This is a genomic window from Alteromonas abrolhosensis (assembly GCF_001953635.1).
Taxonomy (GTDB): domain Bacteria; phylum Pseudomonadota; class Gammaproteobacteria; order Enterobacterales; family Alteromonadaceae; genus Alteromonas; species Alteromonas abrolhosensis.
Genome location: NZ_MEJH01000012.1, coordinates 56,194 through 79,456, shown reverse-complemented (window position 1 = coordinate 79,456; position 23,263 = coordinate 56,194). Strand labels below are relative to the sequence as shown.

The 23,263-nt window shown below is 45.4% G+C and carries 18 protein-coding genes; 15 read left to right on the top strand and 3 right to left on the bottom strand.

What is annotated here, in order from left to right:
• Positions 1-154: 154 nt before the first annotated feature.
• The 15 genes from BGK61_RS16010 (at position 155) to BGK61_RS15940 (ending at position 17,461) form a co-directional block, all read left to right on the top strand.
• A complete protein-coding gene (locus BGK61_RS16010; RefSeq protein WP_240498951.1) occupies positions 155-1,504 on the top strand; it encodes a type 1 periplasmic-binding domain-containing protein in 1,350 nt (449 codons plus the stop codon).
• On the top strand, positions 1,501-2,484 hold the full coding sequence (locus BGK61_RS16005; protein ID WP_076012911.1) for a PQQ-dependent catabolism-associated beta-propeller protein: 984 nt from the start codon (positions 1,501-1,503) through the stop codon (positions 2,482-2,484). Before BGK61_RS16010 ends, BGK61_RS16005 begins: the two co-directional genes overlap by 4 nt.
• Entirely contained in the window at positions 2,475-3,197 is a 723-nt protein-coding gene (locus tag BGK61_RS16000; protein ID WP_076012912.1) for an ATP-binding cassette domain-containing protein, read from the top strand. The genes BGK61_RS16005 and BGK61_RS16000 overlap by 10 nt, the downstream gene beginning before the upstream one ends.
• Positions 3,197-3,979, top strand: coding sequence for an ABC transporter permease (locus tag BGK61_RS15995; RefSeq protein WP_014999499.1), 783 nt, complete (start codon positions 3,197-3,199; stop codon positions 3,977-3,979). The genes BGK61_RS16000 and BGK61_RS15995 overlap by 1 nt, the downstream gene beginning before the upstream one ends.
• A complete protein-coding gene (locus BGK61_RS15990) occupies positions 3,976-5,823 on the top strand; it encodes a leucyl aminopeptidase (RefSeq protein WP_076026112.1) in 1,848 nt (615 codons plus the stop codon). Before BGK61_RS15995 ends, BGK61_RS15990 begins: the two co-directional genes overlap by 4 nt.
• Before the next feature lie 104 nt (positions 5,824-5,927).
• Positions 5,928-5,999, top strand: a complete 72-nt coding sequence (pqqA, locus tag BGK61_RS19870; protein WP_071953288.1) for a pyrroloquinoline quinone precursor peptide PqqA — start codon at positions 5,928-5,930, stop codon at positions 5,997-5,999.
• Positions 6,000-6,071: 72 nt separating this feature from the next.
• On the top strand, positions 6,072-6,992 hold the full coding sequence (pqqB, locus tag BGK61_RS15980) for a pyrroloquinoline quinone biosynthesis protein PqqB (protein ID WP_076012933.1): 921 nt from the start codon (positions 6,072-6,074) through the stop codon (positions 6,990-6,992).
• 2 nt (positions 6,993-6,994) lie between these two features.
• Positions 6,995-7,750: a pyrroloquinoline-quinone synthase PqqC gene (gene pqqC, locus BGK61_RS15975; protein WP_076012934.1), complete on the top strand. Its 756-nt coding sequence runs from the start codon at positions 6,995-6,997 to the stop codon at positions 7,748-7,750.
• The gene (gene pqqD, locus BGK61_RS15970) at positions 7,750-8,139 is read left to right on the top strand and encodes a pyrroloquinoline quinone biosynthesis peptide chaperone PqqD (RefSeq protein ID WP_076012935.1); all 390 of its coding nucleotides are present in this window, start codon (positions 7,750-7,752) and stop codon (positions 8,137-8,139) included. Before pqqC ends, pqqD begins: the two co-directional genes overlap by 1 nt.
• Positions 8,129-9,289, top strand: coding sequence for a pyrroloquinoline quinone biosynthesis protein PqqE (gene pqqE / locus BGK61_RS15965; protein ID WP_076026111.1), 1,161 nt, complete (start codon positions 8,129-8,131; stop codon positions 9,287-9,289). The genes pqqD and pqqE overlap by 11 nt, the downstream gene beginning before the upstream one ends.
• 88 nt (positions 9,290-9,377) lie before the next feature.
• Positions 9,378-11,306 (top strand): insulinase family protein, encoded by a 1,929-nt coding sequence (locus BGK61_RS15960; RefSeq protein WP_076026110.1) that lies wholly within the window; start codon positions 9,378-9,380, stop codon positions 11,304-11,306.
• A gap of 121 nt (positions 11,307-11,427) precedes the next feature.
• Entirely contained in the window at positions 11,428-13,956 is a 2,529-nt protein-coding gene (locus tag BGK61_RS15955; protein ID WP_076012381.1) for a TonB-dependent receptor, read from the top strand.
• A 281-nt stretch (positions 13,957-14,237) separates the two neighbouring features.
• Complete coding sequence (locus BGK61_RS15950) at positions 14,238-15,467, top strand: porin family protein (protein ID WP_076012380.1); 1,230 nt, start codon at positions 14,238-14,240, stop codon at positions 15,465-15,467.
• Between the two features lie 201 nt (positions 15,468-15,668).
• A complete protein-coding gene (locus tag BGK61_RS15945) occupies positions 15,669-16,529 on the top strand; it encodes a hypothetical protein (RefSeq protein WP_076012379.1) in 861 nt (286 codons plus the stop codon).
• Between the two features lie 272 nt (positions 16,530-16,801).
• Entirely contained in the window at positions 16,802-17,461 is a 660-nt protein-coding gene (locus BGK61_RS15940) for a response regulator (RefSeq protein WP_014999507.1), read from the top strand.
• A 13-nt stretch (positions 17,462-17,474) separates the two neighbouring features.
• Here BGK61_RS15940 and BGK61_RS15935 read toward each other — a convergent pair whose 3' ends face one another.
• Genes BGK61_RS15935 through BGK61_RS15925 form a run of 3 tightly spaced genes read right to left on the bottom strand, consistent with a single transcriptional unit; the run spans position 17,475 to position 23,230 of the window.
• Entirely contained in the window at positions 17,475-19,988 is a 2,514-nt protein-coding gene (locus BGK61_RS15935) for an ATP-binding protein (protein ID WP_076012378.1), read from the bottom strand.
• Entirely contained in the window at positions 19,975-21,165 is a 1,191-nt protein-coding gene (gene nosP, locus BGK61_RS15930) for a nitric oxide-sensing protein NosP (protein ID WP_076012377.1), read from the bottom strand. Before nosP ends, BGK61_RS15935 begins: the two co-directional genes overlap by 14 nt.
• Complete coding sequence (locus tag BGK61_RS15925) at positions 21,134-23,230, bottom strand: 4Fe-4S binding protein (protein ID WP_076012376.1); 2,097 nt, start codon at positions 23,228-23,230, stop codon at positions 21,134-21,136. Before BGK61_RS15925 ends, nosP begins: the two co-directional genes overlap by 32 nt.
• Positions 23,231-23,263: the final 33 nt, after the last annotated feature.

Genomic DNA, 23,263 nt, shown 5'->3' with positions numbered 1-23,263 from the left:
AAGCATACTAAGGGGTTAGCGTGATTTTACTAATGCTACTTTAGCGCCATAGCATTCCTCCTTTAGGAGGATGTTCTTCGGGAAAATTGCCATATACCCTTATGTCAGACAAGCAGAAATCAGCAAAAGCATGCAGCTGAGCTCGGGGTGGTAAATGGCAAAGGGTTTAATAAAGACGGTTGAAGGACGATTAACCGATAAGAGCTATCAAAAATGTGTAGCGTCACTTTTTTGTTGCGTTCTGTTGTCGTTTTTAAACAGCGCGCTCGCATTTAATGAAGCGCAATCTTCACAGGCTCAACAAGCTGCACCACAGGCCTCTTTTGCCACTATTGTGGTCATTTACATAAAAGTTGCGGGCACATCTCCACCAGGCACACCAGACTATTTGAAGTCCCCCAGCAATGAGGGGACAGCTGGCGCAAGTGTGGCGATAAAGGATGCCAATATCACGGGAAAATTTCTTGGTTATCAGTTTGAGTTAACTGAAATCAGTGTGCCTTCTATCGGCGAACTGCAAGCTTCTTTAGCTAAAACACGTAAGCACTCTGGTTCAAGTGCTAAAGCAAATCACAAAGAAATAAGCAGCAATCAGCAAGGCGATATTGCACCTATTGTTCTACTGGATATGCAAAGCAGTGATGAGGTAAAGGCTGCCTCAATTGAGCAGTTGATTACCACTATTCAAAGCACGCTTCCTAATGCCGTATTTTTTAACGTAGCTAATAGCGATGATTTACTTAGACAGAATTCATGTCGCCTACCCTTGTTTCATACAATCCCCAGTTATCAGATGAAAGCCGACGCGCTAGCCCAGTGGTTTCGCACTAAGCGTATTGACGAGATATTTGCAGTTTACGGAAAAACCGCTGACGATACTGCATACCTAGCCGCGTTTAAACGCAGCGCTAAAAAATTTAAGCTTTCACTTGTTGAAACTAAACAGTGGCAGGACAGTTTTGATTTACGCAGGGCTGCCTTTGCTGAAATTCCTCAATTTACACGAACAACAGAAAACTATCAGGCTGTTTTTACCGCCGATAGCGCGGCGCAATTCGCGTATAGCCTACCCTTTAACACCTATTATCCCGTACCTGTGGTAGGCGCTGCCGGCCTGAAAGCGCTAGGTTGGCATTTTACCCACGAACAATGGGGCGCCCGTCAGCTTCAAAGCCGTTTTAACGACGGGTTTAACAGACACATGAATGAAGTCGACTTCGCCGCGTATCTTGCGGTAACGGCGGTGGCAAATACTGCGCAGCAAGGAAGCGATTTAACGCAGCAGGGAATACTTAAAACCTTGCTTAGCGACCACTATACGCTGGGTGCCTATAAAGGTCGTCCCCTTTCTATTCGCCCCTACACCCACCAATTTCGTCAGCCTATTGCGCTGGCCCACGAAGACGCACTGGTGACTCATGCGCCCCTTGAAGGCTTTCTACACCAAACCAACGAACTGGACACATTAGGCGCAACACACACTACCTGTAAGGACAAGTTATGAGCTATCGCTTTGCACTCTTGCTTGGCAGTTTAATGGCAACCTTTGCCTTAGCAGTTCCTCAAGCCTTTGCACTTCCTCAGGCGTATGTCACTAACGAAAAAGACAACACGCTATCTGTCATTGATATGACAACATTTGATGTGGTTGAAACTATCGAGGTTGGAGAGCGACCCCGAGGGTTTATTTTAAGTGCAGACCAGTCCCACGCGTATATCTGTGCCTCTGATGCTGATCGCATTCAAATTATGGATTTGTCTACCCATTCGATCGTAGGCGATCTTCCCTCAGGTGCAGATCCTGAAACCATAGCATTACATCCTAACGGCACCACTATTTACACAGCTAATGAAGACGATGCCCTTCTTACCGTTATCGACATTCCAACGGCTCAGGTCATTTCTCAGATAGATGTGGGCGTAGAGCCTGAGGGGCTGGCTGTGAGTCACGACGGCAGCATGATGGTCGTCACATCAGAAACCACTAACATGGTGCACTGGATAGATACCAAAACGCATGAAAATATTGCAAATAGCTTGGTTGATGCAAGACCCAGAGATGCTCACTTTACCAGAGATGACAAGTACCTTTGGGTAAGCTCGGAAATAGGTGGCACCGTCAGTATTTTCGATACTGCTACTAAGCAAAAAGTGAAGACCCTTTCCTTTGCTATTAAAGGCGTTTATCGCGACAAGGTTCAGCCAGTGGGTATTGTGCTTATGAAAGATAAGCCCTACGCCTTCGTGGCGCTTGGCCCAGCGAATCGCATAGCGGTCATCAATACCGATACCTTTGAAGTGGAAGACTACATTTTGGTTGGGCGACGAGTGTGGCAATTAGCGTTTAATCAAGATCAGTCTTTATTGCTGACCACTAACGGTGTGAGCGGTGATGTTTCTGTCATCAATACCCACACGTTAAACGTAGAGCATACGGTAAAAGTGGGGCGTTACCCTTGGGGCGTGGCGGTTAAATGGAAATAGCGGTTCAAGCGGTTTCACATCAGTACGGCAGCCATCACGCGCTGGACAATATGAGCCTTTGCCTAAAACCAGGCTTAACCATGCTGCTTGGGCCAAATGGCGCAGGTAAAAGTACCTTATTTGCGCTTATTACGGGCCTGCAAAAACTCACGCAAGGTAGTATTACCTTTGATGGTGCTACCCTGTCTCAATCTCGCACAAGTATTATGGCGAAAATGGGCGTGGTATTTCAGCAAAGTACCTTAGATATCGACCTGTCGGTAAAACAAAATTTGTCCTACTTTGCTTCGCTCCACGGCATAAGTAGCACTAGCGCGCTATCTCATATTCAAGGCCTGCTCGACGAGCTCGATCTTACGACCAAGCTCAACACAAAAATTCGCAACTTAAATGGCGGGCACAGACGTCGGGTCGAGTTAGCTCGCTGCCTTATTCACAAGCCATCCTTGCTGCTACTAGACGAGCCTACCGTTGGCTTAGATATAGAATCCCGTCATCTTATTTTGCGGGTAGTACAAGCACTCGCTCATTCGCAAAACGTAAGTGTACTGTGGGCCACGCATTTATTTGAAGAAGTGAAGCACAACAACAACTTGATAGTCTTATCAAAAGGACGAGTGTTAGCCCACGACCAATGTGAAGCCTTGTTAGCCAAGTATCATCAACAGGATATTGAGCACCTTTGGCAGCATTTGATGCAGGAAGGCTCCTGATGTATTGGCGCTGTTTTGTGGGCGTACTTACCCGAGAGATGCTGAAGTTCTGGCAGCAACGTACACGCCTGTTAAGTGCATTGGTGCGCCCGCTGCTTTGGCTATTTGTTTTTGCCGCAGGGTTTCGTTCGGCCCTGGGTCTTTCAATGACCGAGCCTTACCAGAGTTATATTTTGTACGAAGAGTATATTGTACCTGGGCTTGCCGCCATGATTGTGCTTTTTAATAGTATGCAAAGTTCATTGTCCATGGTATACGACAGAGAAATGGGCAGCATTAAAGTACTGCTGTTAAGCCCGGTTCCCCGCCCTTTTCTGCTAGGCAGCAAGCTTATAGCCAACACCTTGGTAAGCGCTATTCAGGTGTATATATTCTTTGCCTTTGCGCTTCTGCTGGATGTACGTCTATCTGCGTTGGGATACGTTTATGCGTTGCCTGTTATTGCGCTACTGTCATTGTTTTTAGGTTCGTTAGGATTATTACTGGCAAACTATATTAAGCAGCTAGAGAACTTTGCCGGGGTCATGAACTTTGTCATTTTCCCGTTGTTCTTTCTATCAAGCGCCCTATACCCGCTTTGGAAAATGCGTGAGGCCAGCGAATGGCTGTATCAGATTTGTGCCTTTAACCCCTTTAGTAGCGGCGTAGAATTACTGCGATTTGCGCTCTACGAAAAACTCGAACACAACGCGCTTGCCGTTGTACTTTGCCTTACGGCTATCACTTTTATTTTCGCTGTGAGAAGCTTTCGCCCCAAAGCCTCAAAAGGGCGCTCCTCGTGATAAAAGTAAACCTAATCTGGGCTAATGAAAGCAATAAAATTGAAACGTTAGAAGATAGTGACTGCTTACTAATTTTAACTACACCCACGTTATTGGCGAGCCAACTCTTTCACTTTTCAACACCCGCTAAGACATATATTGAGCAGATTTTTGACGATGAAGGTTTTGCAGGAAATAAAGGCGAATGTGTATTCGTACAAGGCCTTAAGGCGTTTAAAACAAGTTACATCCCAGACACTGAAAACAGCGGACAAAACAAAATTAGCCAACAATTAGCTGATGTAAAACGGGTACTGTTTTATGGTGTCGATTTTGCGCTTTTTGAAGCGTCAGATGCACCCAACGTCTCTAGCCGTGCCTCGACTTTATCTAAAACTAATGACCCTTCCATGGTTAACCGCTCAAGCTACGCTAGCGATTCAAACTCCGCGTTTAATTCGAAAAGCACCAGTGACTTGAAGCAAACTAACGCGCCAGCATTTCGCTACCTAGAACAGCAGTTCGATGCATTGTTTAAAAAGCTTAAAAGCGTGTCGGTAACCTTGGAAAAACTGTCGTTTATAGCGCTTTCTAACACTGAAACAGCAAGCAGTGACCCTGTTAACGTCGTTGCGAGCCACTCACAGTTTCTGAGTGCGCTACTTAGAAGCTATTTCAAGCACGGCTATCACTTTAAGGGCTATAAGACGAATAATCGTTCGGTTTCTGGCAGTCGAGCCCGCAATGACAACAACGACGCAAACTGTGCATTAAATAATGAAGCAATTAACCAAGCACTTGATATTAGGGGCACGTTGTCTCTTGCATTAGATGCCAAGCATTTTACTAACGCGCAAAAGCGTCTCGTTTCACACACTATGCGCTATGAAACAGCCCTTAATGACGCGATGACCTGGGCTAAAGATCTCGCCCACATGCCAGCCAACTTATGTACGCCAGATTATCTGGCCGAACAAGCTCAGAATCTGGCGCAAACCTTTAATACGGTGTCTTGCGATATCCTCAATGAAAGTGCGCTAAAGCAGTTAGGCATGAACGGGTATTTAGCAGTAAATGCAGGTTCACAGTTTGCTGCCACCATGCCTATTCTTCGCTATACAGCCAAAGGTTTAGAGAATTCACCGCCGGTAGTGTTAATTGGCAAAGGTGTAACCTTTGACAGCGGCGGCATAACGTTAAAACGCAGCCCTGATATGCGCCATATGATTTACGACATGGCAGGCGCTGGCTGTGTATTTGGCGTCATTCAGGCGGTTGCCACACTGGGGTTAAATATAAATATTATTGGTATTGTGGCGAGCGCCGACAATGCGATTGATGGCAAAGCCTATCGCCCGGGTGACATCATTACTATGCACTCAGGAAAAACCGTGGAAGTCATGAGCACCGATGCAGAGGGGCGTATGCTTATGGCCGATGCAATCAGCTACGCGAAACAGTTCTCCCCCTCGGTTATTATTGATATCGCAACCCTAACCGGCGCGGCTATTAGCGCACTGGGGCACAAAGCCACTGCGCTTTTTAGCAACGCTCCAGCGCTTGAAAATGCGTTGGTTGAAGCGGGTGAACAGGCTAACGACAGGTGCTGGCCTTTCCCACTTTGGCCAGAATATCAAGACGCCATTACCTCTCAACACGCGGATATGATGAATACGGGCATAAACTCTCCCGGTGCTATTTCGGCAGGCTGCTTTCTCTCTCGCTTTGCTGACGGCACCCCGTGGGCTCACCTCGATGTGGCAGGAACCGCTTTTACCTACACCAAATCGTTATCGGCGACCGGCCGCCCTATCCCTTTACTGTTATCTTACTTAAGCAGCTGCGCTACCAAAAATAATCAATAAATCATCAAAATTCATGACAGTTCTCCTCCCTTAGGAGGATATCTGTTAACACATATTCAACATATACTCAGTCATGCGTTTAATCATAAAGAAGAGGAACAATTATGTGGACTAAACCCCAATACACAGAAATGCGCCTTGGTTTTGAAGTAACTCTTTACATCAATAACCGCTAGGCAACGCCCTCTGGGATGATGAACAAAAAGGCTGCCGATGCAGCCTTTTTTTACTTGTAGTATGGAGTTGTTATGCACGTATTGATTCTTGGTGCTGCCGCCGGGGGTGGATTTCCGCAATGGAACTGCCACTGCCCAAATTGTAAGGGTTTACGCGAAGGTAAAATAAAGGCGAAAGGCAGAACACAGTCGAGCATTGCTGTCAGTAGCGATGGTAAAAATTGGGTTCTCATTAATGCCTCCCCCGATTTACGGGAGCAGATAAATGGCCACCCGCAGCTGTGGCCCGACGCCCATGTTTCTCGCGGCACACGCATAAGCGCAATTGTGCTTACCGACAGTCAAATAGACCATACTACAGGCCTGCTAACATTGCGCGAAGGCTTACCCCTTCCCGTTTATTGTACCGATGTTGTGGCCGAAGACCTAACCACCAGCTTCCCGCTTTTTACCGTATTAAAACACTGGCACGGCGGACTACAGCAGTATTCAATTAATACCGATTATCATCAACGCTTTGTACCAAAGGGGGCAGAAGGCCTGACATTCCAACCTGTGGTATTAGAGTCTAATGCGCCCCCTTATTCGACGTATCGCGACAACATTGTGCCGGGCAACAATATCGGCCTGAAGATAACTGACGACACCACGGGCAACGTGCTTTTTTACGCGCCGGGATGTATGCAGGCAAACGACACAGTAAAACAAGTAATGCGCGAATCTCACTGCGTGCTATTTGACGGTACGCTGTGGGCCAATGAAGAAATGATAGATCACGGCTTTAGCAACAAGCTGGGCACTGATATGGGACACATGCCGGTTAATGGAAAGGGCGGAGCCATTGCGCTGCTAAATGAATTTAACGTTGAGCGTAAAGTACTTATTCATATCAACAACACAAATCGCGTGCTTGACGAAGACTCCAGTGCTTATCAAAGCCTGTGTGAACAAGGTATTGAATTGGCTTACGACGGCATGGAAATTGAGGTGTAGTAATGACAGAACACGCATGGTCTAGACAAGAATTCGAACAAAAACTGAGAGAAAAAGGCGCTTACTATCATATTCATCACCCCTTTCATAAACGCATGAATGAAGGACACTGCAGCGTTGATGAGATTCAGGGCTGGGTGGCCAACCGACTGTATTATCAAATGGCAATACCGGTTAAAGATGCGGCAATTTTAGCGAATTGCGAAGATCAATCGGTACGCAGAACTTGGATCCAACGAATTATCGATCACGATGGACGGGAAGGTGAAGACGGACTGGGCGGCATAGAAGCCTGGTTGCGGTTAGGCGAAGCGGTAGGCTTGAACCGCAGTGAATTGCTTGATGAAACCCACCTGTTGCCAGCGGTTAAATTTGCAGTAAATGCCTATGTGAATTTTGCCCGCCGTGCGTCGTGGGAAGAGGCGGCCTGCTCATCGTTAACTGAAATGTTCGCCCCTGAAATACATCAAAGCCGATTAGATACCTGGCCTAGGCACTATACATGGATTGATAGTGAAGGCTTTACCTACTTTCAAATGCGGTTAAGTCAGGCGCGCCGTGATGTAGAGCATGGCCTGCAGATTACCCTTGACCACTTTGTTACCCGACAACAGCAAGAACATGCGCTCAATATACTGCAGTTCAAAATTGATATTTTGTGGAGCATTGCTGATGCCATTTGCTTTGCCTATGAATATAAGAGAAAGCCGTTTGATGGTATTGCCGACCAGCGGGTGTGCCATATAGGGAGGTTTTAATGATGTCGAATTTACAATCACAAACCGAGCACCACTTAGATGCTGATAGCGTCGGTGCTGATAACGTGGAAGATAACATTGAAAATAGCAGCAGTCACAACATCGAGGGCGGCCGCACAAGAGACAAAACAGCTTCTTTAAATCCGCTTTTTCGCATGCAGTACGAGAAAGCTCAGGGTTGTTATGTTTTGTTGTTCCCCGAAGGAATGATCAAACTTAATCCTTCTGCGGCAGAAATTCTTAAGCGCGTGGATGGCAGCAATACGGAAGGTGCCATTTGTGCTGAGCTTCGCCAAGCGTTCCCTGATGCACCTGAAGATTTAGAAGAAGATGTTCATGCATTTCTGGTCCATGCCGAGCAAAAGAAGTGGATCCGCTATGACGAATAATACAGACGTTGAATTAAAAACCGACGTACCAAATACCATAACGCCACCGCTATGGCTCCTAGCCGAAATTACTTATCAGTGCCCATTGCATTGCCCCTATTGCTCAAACCCAGTAAATATGGAAGAAACATTTAATGAGCTCTCTACTGAGCATTGGGAGCGTGTACTGCGTGAAGCGCGGGAAATGGGCGCCGTGCAATTGGGCTTTTCTGGCGGAGAGCCATTGCTTCGAAAAGACTTAGAGCACTTAGTCGCTTATGCGCGGGCGTTGGGTTTTTACACCAACTTGATCACCTCTGGCATTGGCATGACAGAAAAACGTATTGCCAAACTCAAAGAAGCCGGCCTTGACCACATTCAGCTGAGCTTTCAGGCAGCCAATGCCGAAGTCAACGACTTGATAGGCAACAAGCGCCACTCATTTGAACAAAAACTTAAAATTGCGAAGCTGGTAAAACAATACAACTACCCTATGGTGCTTAACTTCTGTATTACCGCGCAGAACATTCACGAAATAGAAGACGTGATGGCGCTCAGCGAGCAGCTGAACGCTGATTTTGTCGAGCTAGCTACCGTGCAGTATTACGGCTGGGCCTATGAAAATAGAGACCATTTGCTGCCTACGTCACAGCAGCTACAGGAAGCTGAGGCCGCAGTGAACCGCTACCGCGCGCAGCAAAACGGTAAAGGCCCAACCTTCATATTTGTGTCGCCCGACTACTACGAATCTCGCCCTAAAGCGTGCATGAATGGCTGGGGCACAACGTTTTTAACCGTAACGCCAGATGGCAGTGCCCTTCCGTGTCACAGTGCAAAGATATTGCCCCTTCGTTTTCCTAATGTGAAAGAACGCTCGTTGCACGATATTTGGCACCAAGACTTTAGCTTTAATCATTTTCGTGGCGATAGTTGGATGCCGTCTCCCTGTAGGGACTGCGATGAAAAAGATAAAGACTTTGGTGGCTGCCGATGTCAGGCGTACCTGCTAACAGGTGATATGTATAAGACGGATCCGGTTTGCAGCAAGTCGCCCGATCACCATTTGATGAAAGGCATTACCGATAAAGCAGGTACTGCACCGTCGAAGGCACTACAGTATCGGAAGGTGGAAAAGCCGATTCCCATCCTAGAAGTAAGTGCTACGAGGTAAGCGCTACGAGACAAGTAATACGAGATGAATGCGCTGCGATAAGTACGAAACAAAAAGAGATACCGTTAAACCGTAATGATAAAAGTGTATGTCTGAATTTCATTTCATTGATGCCGGCTCAGGGTCAAAAGTGCATAGCGTTGTTTTTGCGCTAAAAACCCCTGCAGCAGGCCACACTGGGTTGTCTCATTTAGCTGAGCACATGAGCTTTCGACGCTCTCACCAATACCCTGCTGCCCACGAGCTTTTTACGGCCAATACACTTCTGCCTGTCACTATTAACGCTACCACACTCGCCGAGTACACCTTCTTTTTCGCTTCGTCTGAAAAAGCAAACGTGCTGCTTGATGCTGTAAATTACCTGTACTGTGGCTTGCTTAACCGAGATTACGGTACCGATGAGGTTATCTTAGAGCGTGACGGGGTTATCTTTAACGAGCTCGCCATGCTAGAGGCAAACAGCGACTATGCATTAAGCGCCGCTATTCGATTAACCGACACCAATAAAAATGCCTATCAACACGCGGGTGGTTTTACCCAAACCATAGGCAGCAACAGCATTCAAGCGCTTCAAGACTACAAACGCCAGTGGTATCAGCCAAGCAATATCACCACGCTGGTTTACAGTGATTCAGCCCAATTTTTTGAACAGTGCAAGGAGGTTGTTACAGCCTTGAGCGCAATGAAAACCCTGAGCTCAATGAAAGCGCAGAGCGTGGAAACAGCCTTGAGCGCTGAAAAAACCTTGAGCGAGAAAGCAGCCCTGAGCGAGAAAGCAGCCTTGAGCGAGAAAGCAGCTTTGAGCGCGGAAGCAGCCTCGAGGGAAAAAAAAGCCTTGAGCACTGAAACAGCCTTGAGCGAGAGAGCTGCTTTGAGCGAAGAATCAACTCTGAATAGAGACGCCCCCCTGAGTCAGCACGCATCTCAACGCGAACACTCACATTTAGACAAAGAAGCCTCTCTTGATGCACAAACAATAAAAGGCGAAAACGAATCAATAAGGCATGTATTAACCTGGTGGTTTCCTCAGTGCTTTCTAAAGGGTTTACAACAGCAAGAAGCAACACTTAGCACCGCAGCAGGCCTTGAAAACACCTTATTTATCGACCCCGAAATCAATCAACAAGGTAACTTTGCAATTCGCCTCGTCACTAACGATGCGATGAAGGAAGTGGCGAGCGAGATTTCGATAGAAGCACTTCCAAAGCTTTCACAAAAACTGACACACAAGCTCGTGAGCGATGATAATGATAAAAGGCTGCGACAACTAAAACATGTGGTATCCGCGTGTCTTGCCTCATTTGATATTAGGCCTTCAAAGCCGATGCCAGACACTGATAAACACGCAGAAGGTGTGGGGGCGGCTATTCGCTATTTTGCACAACTAACAGATGCGTTGGGTTCGAACGAGCGTACTGCCAAAGATTGTGCCATCAAAAGCGCTTATTTGGCGAGTGCTAATAAGGTATCGCACTCCTATCTGGGGGCTCTACCTTTACCTGAAAAGTCAGTCGCTCTCGAGCGGATTAGAAAGGCACGTAAAGGCTTTTCTGCGCAGGCCAGCGCCTCCAATAGCGAACAGTTACGTTTAATACCGCGTCTTACCTCTAAATACCGACATTTTGTTGGATTAGAGCACTTGCCTGCACTTCCACGTTTATTGCGGCCTCTCGCCAACAAGACCACCAATTTAAAACGCTTTAACGCTGAACACATTGCTTCGCACTTAACGCCGTTTTCCATCCAATCGCCCTCAAAAACTCTAGAGTCGGCTTCTCCAAATTCGGCTTCTGGTTATTTGGCCTCACACTGGGTGTATCGCATCGCGTTCTATCAACAGTCAAGACTACAAGCGGTGCTGGCACACCACCTTTTCTGGCAACCAAGAACCTCGGGAGAATGCTACGCACTAGGCGCTGCAACCTATGAAAATAATCTTTTTCTGTTCGGCGCCAGCGATACAAATATCGAAGAGCGTGAAAACTGGTGCCATAAGGTTTTATCAATTGTCTCCTAGGGCAATTCGGGAAAATACACTGCTACCAATTTATGACACTTCCTCCCACTTAAGGAGGATATTTTTAGGGAATGGTTAGGGCAATACTTAAAACATAAATAATAACTACACAGCCAAGACCATGCCTACACGTAAATCTTTGCAATGCCCAATAGAAAAGCCTGCTGACAGCCCCTCGAAAAGCGAGTCACAATTTGAAGCTACGCCGGCTTTTACAACTAGAACGCCTTTGGTATTTACTGTCATTGCCAGCGCGGTAGCCGCTGTATGTAACACCGTTGCAGCAGCGAATAATGCATTCGAGCACTACGAGGTCATAGAGGTACAAGGAGTCACCTCCCTCAATGCCAATGGCAATAACTCTGCCGTATTTGGTAACGTTCAGACACTCACTCAAGACGACATTGAAGGGAGCGTCAACCGTTCACTCCCGGAGCTACTCAAAACTCAGCTGGCAAGCGTGAACCTAAACGATGTTCAAAACAATCCGTTCCAACCCGATCTGCAATACCGCGGGTTTACTGCTTCTCCGCTGCTTGGCCTACCTCAGGGCATTTCGGTGTACTTGAACGGCGGTCGGGTTAATGAAGCGTTTGGCGATACTGTGCATTGGGACCTCATGCCTCTAGATGCTATAGATACCGTTTCTTTGTACTCTGGTTCAAACCCTCTGTTTGGTCAAAACACGCTAGGCGGCGCCCTTGCGCTAAGAACGAAAACAGGGTTTAGCTTCAACGTCAATGAAATTGATTTACAGGCTGGACAATTCGGCCAGAAAACCGCGTCTGTGGAATCAGGTGGTCATAACGATCACTGGGCGTATTATGTGAACCTGAATCACTATGAGGAAGATGGCTGGCGCGACTATTCGCCATCTGAAGTGCAGCAAGTATTTACATCGCTTGCCTATAAAAGTGACAAAATGCACCTCGACATGAACCTGTTTATGGCCGATAACGAGTTACTCGGCAATGGTGCATCACCTATTGAACTGCTGGATATTGAAGGAAGAGAAGCGGTCTACACCCACCCCGATCAGACCAACAACGAACTTACGCACGTTAATATAACCGGTGATTTCGTTTTAACTGACACCTTATCTTTAACCGCCAATATGTTTTATCGCGACACACAAACTCAATCAATCAACGGCGATGACAGTGATTTTGGTGCCTGCCAGTTCGCTGATGGACGCGCAACACTGTGTGAATTTGAAGATGATGACGACGATGATGATGATCCGCTTGATAGTGATGATGATGGCGACGACGACGATGACGATGACGATGATTTGCCTGTTATAGGAGAAGGCGACGATATAGAAGCGGTTGAATTTATTGGCTTTGATGACGACACCGCGCTTGCCGAAATATCAGATGTGGACGCAGATGAGCTTGATGGTACATACAATACGGGCCGCACAGACGCCAAAGCTACTGGGTTATCTTTTCAGCTAGCAAAACAATATGCCTTAATCGGCTTCAGTTCAGAGTTAATTGTTGGTGCCAGCTACACCAAAGGAGATGTTAACTACGCCGCTGATACTACATTTGGTATTTTGGAAAACGAATCTGCACAAGACTCACGCACCGTTTTACCCATCAACGGGCTCATGGCACAAGAAGCCAGAGTCAGATTAGATATAGACACCACCGCATGGTCGCTATTTTTCATGAATAGTACACAGCTCTCTTCATCCGTATCACTCAATCTTGGTGGACGTTTTAACCGAGACCATATTGTTATGGAAGACCTGATTGATGACGGTGAAGGTTCATTGGACGGCAATCACCGTTTTACCCAGTTTAACCCAGCGGTAGGTGTAGACATTACTATTGATGAGCAAAGCCAGTTGAATCTTGCAATCAGCCAGTCTTCAAGAACGCCAAGCCCAGCAGAGTTAAGCTGTGCAGATGAAGACGCCCCGTGCCGCTTACCGAACGGTTTTGTGGCCGATCCTCCTCTTGATCAGGTGGTCACCCAAACTATTGAAGCGAACTACACCACACGCATTGATAACATCGACCTGATGCTAAATGTTTTTCACAGCAGAAGTAAGGACGACATTATCTTCCAACAAGCAGGCTCTGTTGCCTCTCGCGGATACTTTATTAACGTTGATGAAACCCAGCGTCAGGGCGTTGAATTCAGCGTAGGCTCAACGTGGGAAAAACTAATCTACCGGTTAAACTACAACTATCTTAACGCAACCTATGAATCGACATTCACGTCGTTTAGCCCCTTTAACCCTCAGGGTCCAGACAGACTCGTAACGCCAGGTGACAAAATTCCAGGACAGCCAGAGCATTTAGTCAAGCTCTACGCAGATTACGCCTTAACGGATAAAGCGCGTTTGGGGGCAGAAGTTATTTCAGCATCTAGTCAGTACTTTAGGGGCGATGAGGCTAACGAAAATGAAAAGATTGACGGATACGTTATTGCAAACATTTATGCATCGTACCGTTTCAACGACACATTTACCGCATCGCTACGTGTGAACAATGTGTTCGACAAAGACTATGAAACCTTTGGCACGTATGGCGAGGCTGATGAGGTATTAGAAGACATTTATCCCGACGTAGAAGGTGCAGAGTTCGTGGGCCCCGCACAACCGCGAATGGTCAGTGTAAATCTAAAAGCGAGATTCTAATCAGATAGCAGTTGTTACCACACGCGCTTTTATCCACACAAAAACTACAAAAAAATCAAAAAAACGCGACTTACTTTTTCACAGTAGTCGCGTTTTTTATGATTTATACATTTAATTTTCCCGCTACTAAAGAAGGAGATTAACACGCCTTACGGCCGATGGTTCAAAATTCAATAGAACCTATTATCAATTTACTGGACACCGAAAGTATTAAAACCAGTCAAAAATAAAAACAAAAAGCCACTGTAATTAATCAACACTACCAATATTGGGACAGTAAAATGAAAAAGAATACATTTACAAAAACCTGTTTATCTATTGCCATTTTAAGCACAGTCAGTAGCCATAGTTTTGCCCAGGACGAGCCCTATTCATGGAATATCTCTGGATGGATAAATGAAGGCTTAACCTATTACGACGACGGTGTGGGTAGTGATGTGGCACAACTTTCAGACAACGGTACAACGCTAGGCAGCCGTATTACGCTTTCAGGGAATTATAAACTGGAAGAACAAGGCATGGACGTGGGCTTTGAGGTCATTATTGAACCTCTTTCAGGCGCACCGAACTACGCCGGTGGTGGCCATCAAACGCCGCTTTTATTTGCAAACCAGGATAACTTAGACACCTTCAATGGCGGCGACATAGGCCTATTGGGCAGTAGCCTCTACTTTGGTGGCGACTGGGGTAAAATCACCATTGGTTTACAAAGCCTTCCCACCGATAACATTGCCGTTCTAGCTGATCCTTCTGGCACAATCTGGTCTGGAATTTCTCCATTATTTAGAGCAAATGGCTTCTTTATTCGAGGTGTAGAAGAAGGTTCAACCAATGTCGCGTGGGGTCAATTTGCTCAGTGCTTGGCTACGCCTGGCTTGGGTATTGGTATTGACTGTAACGGCATATATCGCAACGGCGTGCGCTACGATCTCCCTCAAATGGGTAACGTGAGTATTGCGGTCGGTTATGCAAACGACGAAATTTACGATATTGCGGTTAAGTATGCGGCTGAGCACGAAGGCTTTAAAACTAACCTTCACGCAGGTTACTCAGTGAATAAAGATGGCGGTAGCAATGTGGGTGGCAACAGTTCAACTACGCTACAACTGCAAGCTGGACTCATGCATATTGAGTCAGGTGTATTTGGGGTAGCCACTTATCAGATGGAAGAGGCTGACGACGCGATTGTTGGGTCGGGTGACGATACGGATGCCTATTACTTTAAAGCAGGCATTAGAAAACAGTTTAATCGCTTTGGTGATTCTGCTTTCTATGCTGAATATGCAAGTTATAACGACCAATACGGCATGGCTCATTTAGATGGCGTTACCGGCTCAGAGCTTAGTCAGTGGGGTGTTGCAGCAGAACAATATTTTGGCTCGCGCTTCTTGGTGTACGCGAAATACGAAAACCTAAGTTTAGATATTGATGGTTCAGAATCTGCGCAAGAAATTTATAACAGCGCAGAAGACTTAACCCTAATTCAACTAGGTGGCACTGTGTTCTTTTAATTGAGAACTAAAAAATCAGTCATATTTTAACATTGAACTTATATCTAATTACTCTTAAATTTAAAAATTACTCGATTCATTTAATTAATGATAAAAAACTGATTAATTTTACACTTAAATAAGAAATTAAAATTAAGCTAAAAGATATGACATAAAAAAGCGAGATTCACTCTCGCTTTTCCTATTGAAAAAGGAAAGATCATGAAAAATATATCTCTATTTTCATTACGTTCAGCTCAACCCATTCTGTTAGCCCTACTCTTCATAACGACAGTACATATCGCAGACGCACAGGTCATATTTCAGGAGGACAAAAACAATTTCATTCGTCTTGTTGAAAAGCCAAACGAGGCAGACAGTGACATGCGTGCCAACCAACACCCCTTTACGCTGCAACAGCAGGATGTATCCGCCATACTTAGCGCTATTCAGGTGGTTAAAAACAAAAATTCGTCAACACCGCTTTTTTCCAACGAACAAGTTACGCTACTTGCCGCCTATCTACCTGAGGCGCTGCGAACAGCGACTGCTCAGCAAGACGTAATTTTTGCCCTTAGTAAAGAGAAGCGCTATTTGGCAGGCCTTAAAACCCAAACGTATTACGTTGCAGGCAGTATTTTCGTTGCAGACGACCAGCTCAATATTCTTATTGGCGAGTTCGACAAAGTAGCCAATAAAGCCTTCGAAATGGCTTATGATCCTACTTCTCAGGGCTTGGTAAAATACGACTTTGATTTTGGTAACCGGAAACAAGCAAAGTTCTCATTCGATTCCCCACTCTCTTTTTCCGCACCTGGTATAGAACTAAAAACGGAAAATCGCTTCGATTGGGTGGTCGCACCGACTCAGCTGGCATTTGAAGCACCTTTAGAAAAGGAAACACTTTCCCCAGCGAATAGGGAAAACACACCCAGTAAGAAAGACGTAGCTGGCTCGGCCCCCTTACCAGCAGAAAACGATATCGTTGCTCGTTTTAAACGGTTAGACGTACTAAAAAAGGCGAACCTAATTAGCGAAACAGAATACGCCGAAAAAAGAAGGCAGTTACTTGACGAGTTATAGAACGAAAGTCCCGTCAGCACTGGTCTTACGTGCTTTTTTATTATAAGCCATTGGTCTTATTAGACCTGATTTAATGTTATATTAATGTTAACATTGTAAGCATGTGAAGTGACTGTTGAGCTTTCATAATTTCAGGGGATTTGGTCACTTTGAAGCGTTTCATTTTCGCCATAAGTTTGTCTTACTAGAAAGCTTATTTGCAAATAAAACGCCAGCCCAAACATGTCACAAGGCCAGCGGCACATGTCGCTTTTTTAGCTGAGGGAAAGACCATGCACCGTATCCTGATAATTGACGATCACCCTATTTTTCGTCACGCAATGATTACCATTTTAGGGAAAAAGTTTCCCGACTCAGAAACCCTAGAAGCGAATTCAATTTCTGAAGCGTTAACGTTACTTGAGCAAGACGCGAAGTTCGACTTAATCATGCTTGATTTAAATATGCCGGAAACCTGTGGCCTAAACGGACTTTTAGAAATTCGAAACCAACACCCTAATGTACCTGTAGTGATTATTTCCGCTGAAACGGAAAAGCAAAATATTCTGCAAACCATTTCTTATGGTGCCGTTGGCTTTATTTCAAAAAGCAGCAAGATTGAAGAAATTGCTACATCTGTCGAAAGTATTTTTGAAGGAAACGTGTGTTTACCATCAGAGATATTGAGAACGCCGTCTACTCGAACACGCATGACTAATGACAACGGTATTTCGCCGGAGCAAATTCGTTCATTAACACGAAAAGAGCTGACAGTACTGAAATATCTAACTCAAGGGTTAGCCAATAAAGTGATTGCTTACGAGCTTAATATTTCTGAAACTACGGTTAAGTCTCATGTCTCATCTATTCTTAAAAAATTAGGCGCCAGCAACCGAGTAAAGGTAGTGGCCAGTGCTGCGAATATCGACTTTAACCAATACGTATTTAATTAAGACCTGTTTACTTTTAGCCATTCAAACTTGAGACTAGCGCCGCCTTCAGCACCGCGGAATTAACAGGCTTGTGTAGCAGCTGTATGTCGGTGCCTTCCAGTTCATTCGCCAACGCTTTCGAATGATTAGCGGTGCAAATCATAATTGGCATTGAAGGCGCGATTTTTTTTACGCGTTTCGCAATGTCTAAACCGGTTTCTTCTTCATCTAGGTGGTAATCGACAATAAGCATGTCGCACTCGTCAAAGCTGCCATTATTTACCGCACTGCACTGTTCAAAACCTGAGAAAGTGTCTACTTCCATGTCCCAATTTGCGAACAACGTTTGCATAGCAATGCGCATATTGGCATCGTTATCAATATGCCATATGTGCTTATCCAAAACGTAAGCTGGTAACGATGGCTCCAAAGTATAAAGATAGTCCTGCTCTTGGCTCGTATCACACACTTCGGTAATAGGGATAGTCACCGTGAAGCACGCGCCAACGCCCTCTTTCGAGCGCACTCGAATATCGTGCTCTAGCAACTTACTCATTTTATCTACAATGTATAGTCCCAGACCCAAACTGTAAGAGTAGTTAAAATCGTTTTCTAATCTGGAAAACTCTTTAAAAATAACTTTCTGATCGTCTTCACTTATACCCACACCTTGATCATAGATGCTAATTTCTAGGTTCTCATTCACCTTTCGTGCTGCCAGCAACACCTTGCCGTTGGCACCGTATTTCATTGCATTTATTAATAAATTTCGCAATATTCGAGAAAGTAGATTCACGTCTGTCACCACAAAGGCTTCTTTCAATCGATAGCGAAAATCTACGCTGTAGTCTTTACTGATATGCGTAAACTCTTCGGCTAACTGCATAAGTAAGGGCAATACATTTTCTTGCTGCTTATCGGGCTGTAACACCCCAGCGTCTAATTTGGACGTTTCAATAAGTGTACGAATAAGGCTATGTAAATCAGACAGCGAGTTATCGAGGGCGGCAACAATAGGGCTGGATGAACTATCCACTTGATCTTTCAATGTTTCGTTGAACAAGATAGCAGCGCTAAGGGGCTGCATAAGATCGTGGCTAATAGCAGCCAAAAATTTACTTTTTGAATCAATGGCTTCTTGAAGGGCGATGTTGGCGTGGTTGAGTTCACGTGTACGCTTTTCCACATTCGATTCTAACTGATCCTTAGCCGCTTTAAGCTGAAGCTGGCTTTCTACCTGTTGCGAAACGTCTGTGGCCAGCACGAAATGCCCTGCAATATCACCAGACTCATTAAAATGAGGCAAATAGACTTTTTGTAAAAAGCCAACATCGCCATGAGCATTTTTTTCTTTGCTTTGAAAGCTCACCACTTCGCCTTGATTAACTCGGCGCAAGTACTGAATAAGATTGGGGTAAACCTCTTTCAGGTGGCTGCGATCCATAGGCATATCGTTGATATCTTGCTCACTAATGCCGTACCAATCGCGATAACCTTTGTTGGTGTATTGAAACTTTTTATCGGTACCAATATAAGCGATAAGTGCCGGCACATTATCGGTTATCATGCGGATCCAGCTTTCGTTTTGTTTCAGTGTTTCCGCGTAGTGATGCTGCGATGTAACATTGGTAAATGTGCACAGTGTATTGCCATCGGGCAGTGTAGTGATATTGCGTTCAACCACTAGGTGCTCGTGGATAATCTGGGTACTTGGCCCAACCGGATTTAAGTTGAGCCCGCTCCAGTGTCGGCTATTTTGAAGGGCATAAATATTCTTACTGTTTACCAGAACGTGCTGGGGCACGTTTGATTGAGTCAAAAATGTATTATTCCAAAACGCAATGCCACCTTCTTTATCAATAAGCAAAATTCCCACATCAATATTATCGATAAGGCTTTGCAGCAACTTGTTTTTCTCTTCAATAACTTGCTCGTAGCGATTCGACTCAAGCAGTTTCACTTCAGTGATGTCGTTAAACAGAATAACGTTCCCGCCTTCTTGTGTGGGTCGGTTGGTAAGCTGATACCATCGTCGGTTCGACAACTGGTAGATCATCCTGCCTTCGACATCAGCAGGCAGGGCGCGGCGAATAACCCCGGAGTGCTTGGCAGCTTGGGTAATATCGTAATAGTTGTCACCAATTTTTGGAGTAATGGAAAGGTCATCCCAAACAGTTTCAAAATGCCGATTAAAGAAGATGATCCCGCCCAGCCTATCTAGCAACACCATCGCCTGATTGGTACTTTCGATGGCATCGTGTAAACGCTGTTTTACCTGATTGGTTTCTTCGTGAGCGTGCACCAGTTCTGCGTTTGACTGCTCCAGCTTTTGCAGCACTGACTGTAGCTCTTCCGTTTTTTGACTCACTTTTTCAGAAAGTTGAACCGAATGTTCGAAGGCGCGATAACTGTGATGATTAAAACCGCCCTCTTCCATGCGATACATCAGCGCAGCATTTATTTTCTCAAGCTTTTCGTTTTCACGCCGTTGTTCATGCAGCGCCTTTTGAAGCGCCTCCACGTCGGTAAGTTGATTATTGGGCTGCAAAATACACCCCCGTAAACGTTTGGTTCAAGTGAACCGAATGAATATGCTCGCCATAGGCATTGAAGCCCGCGACATTGTATCTTTGCTGTAGCCGTCTTATTTCATGGTCGTTTTTGCCCTGTTGAATTTCGAGCCTTCGCAGAAAGCAGTCGCAAGCATAGACAAATTCGGGCTCGCCAAGCTGAGCGCGCAGTTTGTCCAATTTACTTTCTAATGCTTCAATGCAGTCACCCAGCTGAACAAATGTAAGAATAATGCCAATATCTACCGCGCAGTAAAAGGTAATGGCGTTAGTGGCCAAATCTACTTTTTGAATAGAGCGGATGAAATATTTGCCACCTACCATCACTGCAAGGGGAAACATGGAAAACACATCAGGCGTTAAGTCTTCAGCTTTCATTCCCAATAAACTGGCGTAATACTGCGCTGCAGGTTCACCGTTTATTTCATACACGGTTCGCGACTCAGGGTCGGCGTGGGTGACCACCAGCTTTGAAACGGGAGAGTTAATGTGATCAATGGAGAACACGGTGAAGGGCTTTCCCGTGCCAACAAGCAGCAGTACTGCTGCGTCTCGATGAAATTCACCGTTGTAAAACACATAGGTGGCTTCAAGCTTTAGATCGTCGCCAGCGCTGCCGCCTAAGTGTGGAATATTGCCAAATGCAGTCGCAAAGGTTTCTAGAAAATGTTCCTCATGGCGGGTAAGTCCATCGAGCACAGAAATAACGAAGTGCTGCTCTGTATCGTAACGACGCTCCCTCCCCTGTAAGGCTCGGCGCAAACCACTGGCAATATCGTGGGCTTCATCAAAGTTTACTTCGCCTAAATTAGGCACCAATGCTGTGGCAATAGAAAATTCGTTTTTCAAAAACGCGACGGCCAAGAGTTTTTCTGTTCCGTAGCCATTTTTATTAAATTCTCCAGCACTGGTGCAGCCAACAATGTTCACGTGCGGAAAACGTGCGGAGATTTCCTTTGCTACGGTGTCTAAGTCAAACAGCGTACTGGTATGAAAAAGTAATAGTTCTATTTCATCGCAATTAACGTTGGCTAAAATCTCATTGGCCACATCGCGGCAGGCTTCTTTAGCACCGTATAAACTAGCTTGGTTGTCAAATTTAACCTTGCTATTAGCAGGTTGACTAAGTGCGGACAGGATTGAGGTTTTTGACACGCGTTGGCACCTTTTTCTTTTTATATTTATCAATTTTGCACAAGTCAGGGTTATCTAACGTAACCACACACTCCAGGCACTGAATACATTCAGCATAGTCAATGCTGCCGTCTTGTTCTATAGCATCAATACCACATTTCTTTTGTTTGCACAGCTGACACGGATTACCACAGGCATCTTTACGTGTAAGCAATTTAACTAAAGGGAAACGCCCCAGAATGGCAAGCCCTGCTCCCAATGGACATAAATAGCGGCAGTACACTTTATGAATTTTTAAACTAAGTAGCAGCAATAAAACCGAATACAGTACAAAAGGCCAATATCGAACAAAGTGTAGGGTTATGGACGTTTTGAACGGCTCTATCTCAGCGAGCTTCTCTGCAAGGTTTAGCGAATAAAATGAGCACGCAACAAGCCCTATAAGCAACACATATTTAATTTTTTGTGCCCGTTTGTGGTGCTGTGGCTTAATTCTAATTTGTTTTATCCTGAGCTTTTCAGCCAGTATTCCCATCATTTCCTGGAGTGCTCCGAAGGGGCAAAGCCAGCCGCAAAATAGTCCCCGCCCAACGATAAACAACGAGACAAATACAAAGCTCCACAAAATAAAAATGACCGGGTCGAGAAGATATACCTCTAAGGAAAATCCGTCGACAATATCCAGTAGCAGCGTGTATATGTTGACGACAGACAGTTGCCCTTGAGCGTAAAAGCCAATAAAAAACAGCACGAACACAAGGGAAAATGCCCGCACTGTATGCACAAACTTGGTGTAAGGCGTTAGCCTTTGCTGGAATGCAAAAAACAACGACAGCGCTACAAGATAAAAAACGGTGATGCTTATCGTTAAGGTTCTGTCCCTCCAAATTTTCTGCCACAACGGAATGGGCTTCGCTAACTTAGCCTCAGGATTTTCCATAAATAGTTCACTAGGTAGTGTCACTTTCAAAGGGAACAGATGCTCATCTTGCTCGAAGAAACTTGGCTTAAACGGCACACTAATCGCTATTTCCATTTCTTGGTCAAGTGACAGCCCACCTTTCGATTTTACTCGAAGTACTTTGATCTCGTTGTAGTCGGGCAGTGCTTGTGAAAATGCTGGGTCATAGAAGCTATAAAAATCGATATCGCGGATAGCTGTGGGAAAGCCGCCTTGAGACACCCGTAAATGCTCAGGTGTGGTTTGGGGAATAAACTCATCGCTGATAAAACTGAAACCTTTCGTATTCAGCACCATCAGTGCCATTTCACCCGGATTTAGATTTTCCTGTAACCGAGCAAACTCCTCTTCATCCAGCAGGTTTTTCCCCACAATAGGAAGACTTAAAAACGCATAGTAGTGTTCGGCGATGATGTCACCATCAAGGGCAAACTCGCTTTGAATATCGTCAACCGCCCGAACCACTTCTCTCGGGAGGCCTTCGGTATTCTGTCGAGTAATCTGGTGTTTTTGAATGTAGCCCTTGTCCACCAACTCGCTAAAAGTAAGAGGTTCGTAAAAGTCTGGATTGATAATATTGTTGCTAGGCGCAACAAAGCCATCGAGCTTAGCTCTGGCAACGGCTAATGCAGATGTCACGATGGTATCGTTGATAACCAGCACCGATACGGTGGCTTTCGTAACTCCATCAAAGTAGGTAGCGTCTTTGCCTACATTGCTTTTCCCACCAATGATAAAACGTTCTTTGACACTGTGCCCTTGATATTGAGCAACGAAATCAAACATGGATTTCTCGCCAAGCCCGTGCAAAAAAATCGGCTCGCTATGCTGCTTGACGAAAAGATCGACCACATTGCCTTGAGTATCTAGCCCAATCACCACATTAACCGGTTTGCCTGAAAAGCCTATGAAGTCGACAAAGTCATTCGACTCAAAGACATATCCGAGTAGTTGCTGAAGCTGATAGACCGGGGTTACCTTGATATCTGTGTGCATCTCTCCCACGCGTGTAGCGTTGGGAAATATTTTGTAAATGTCTTGTGGAATGTCTGTCGCGTCAGACTGCGCCCACACATTGGTGCTGAGAAACAGCAAGAAAATGATTGAGGAAAATGCGATGCGCATAAAAGTAGCGGGCGGCGGTAGGCGCCGCCCTCA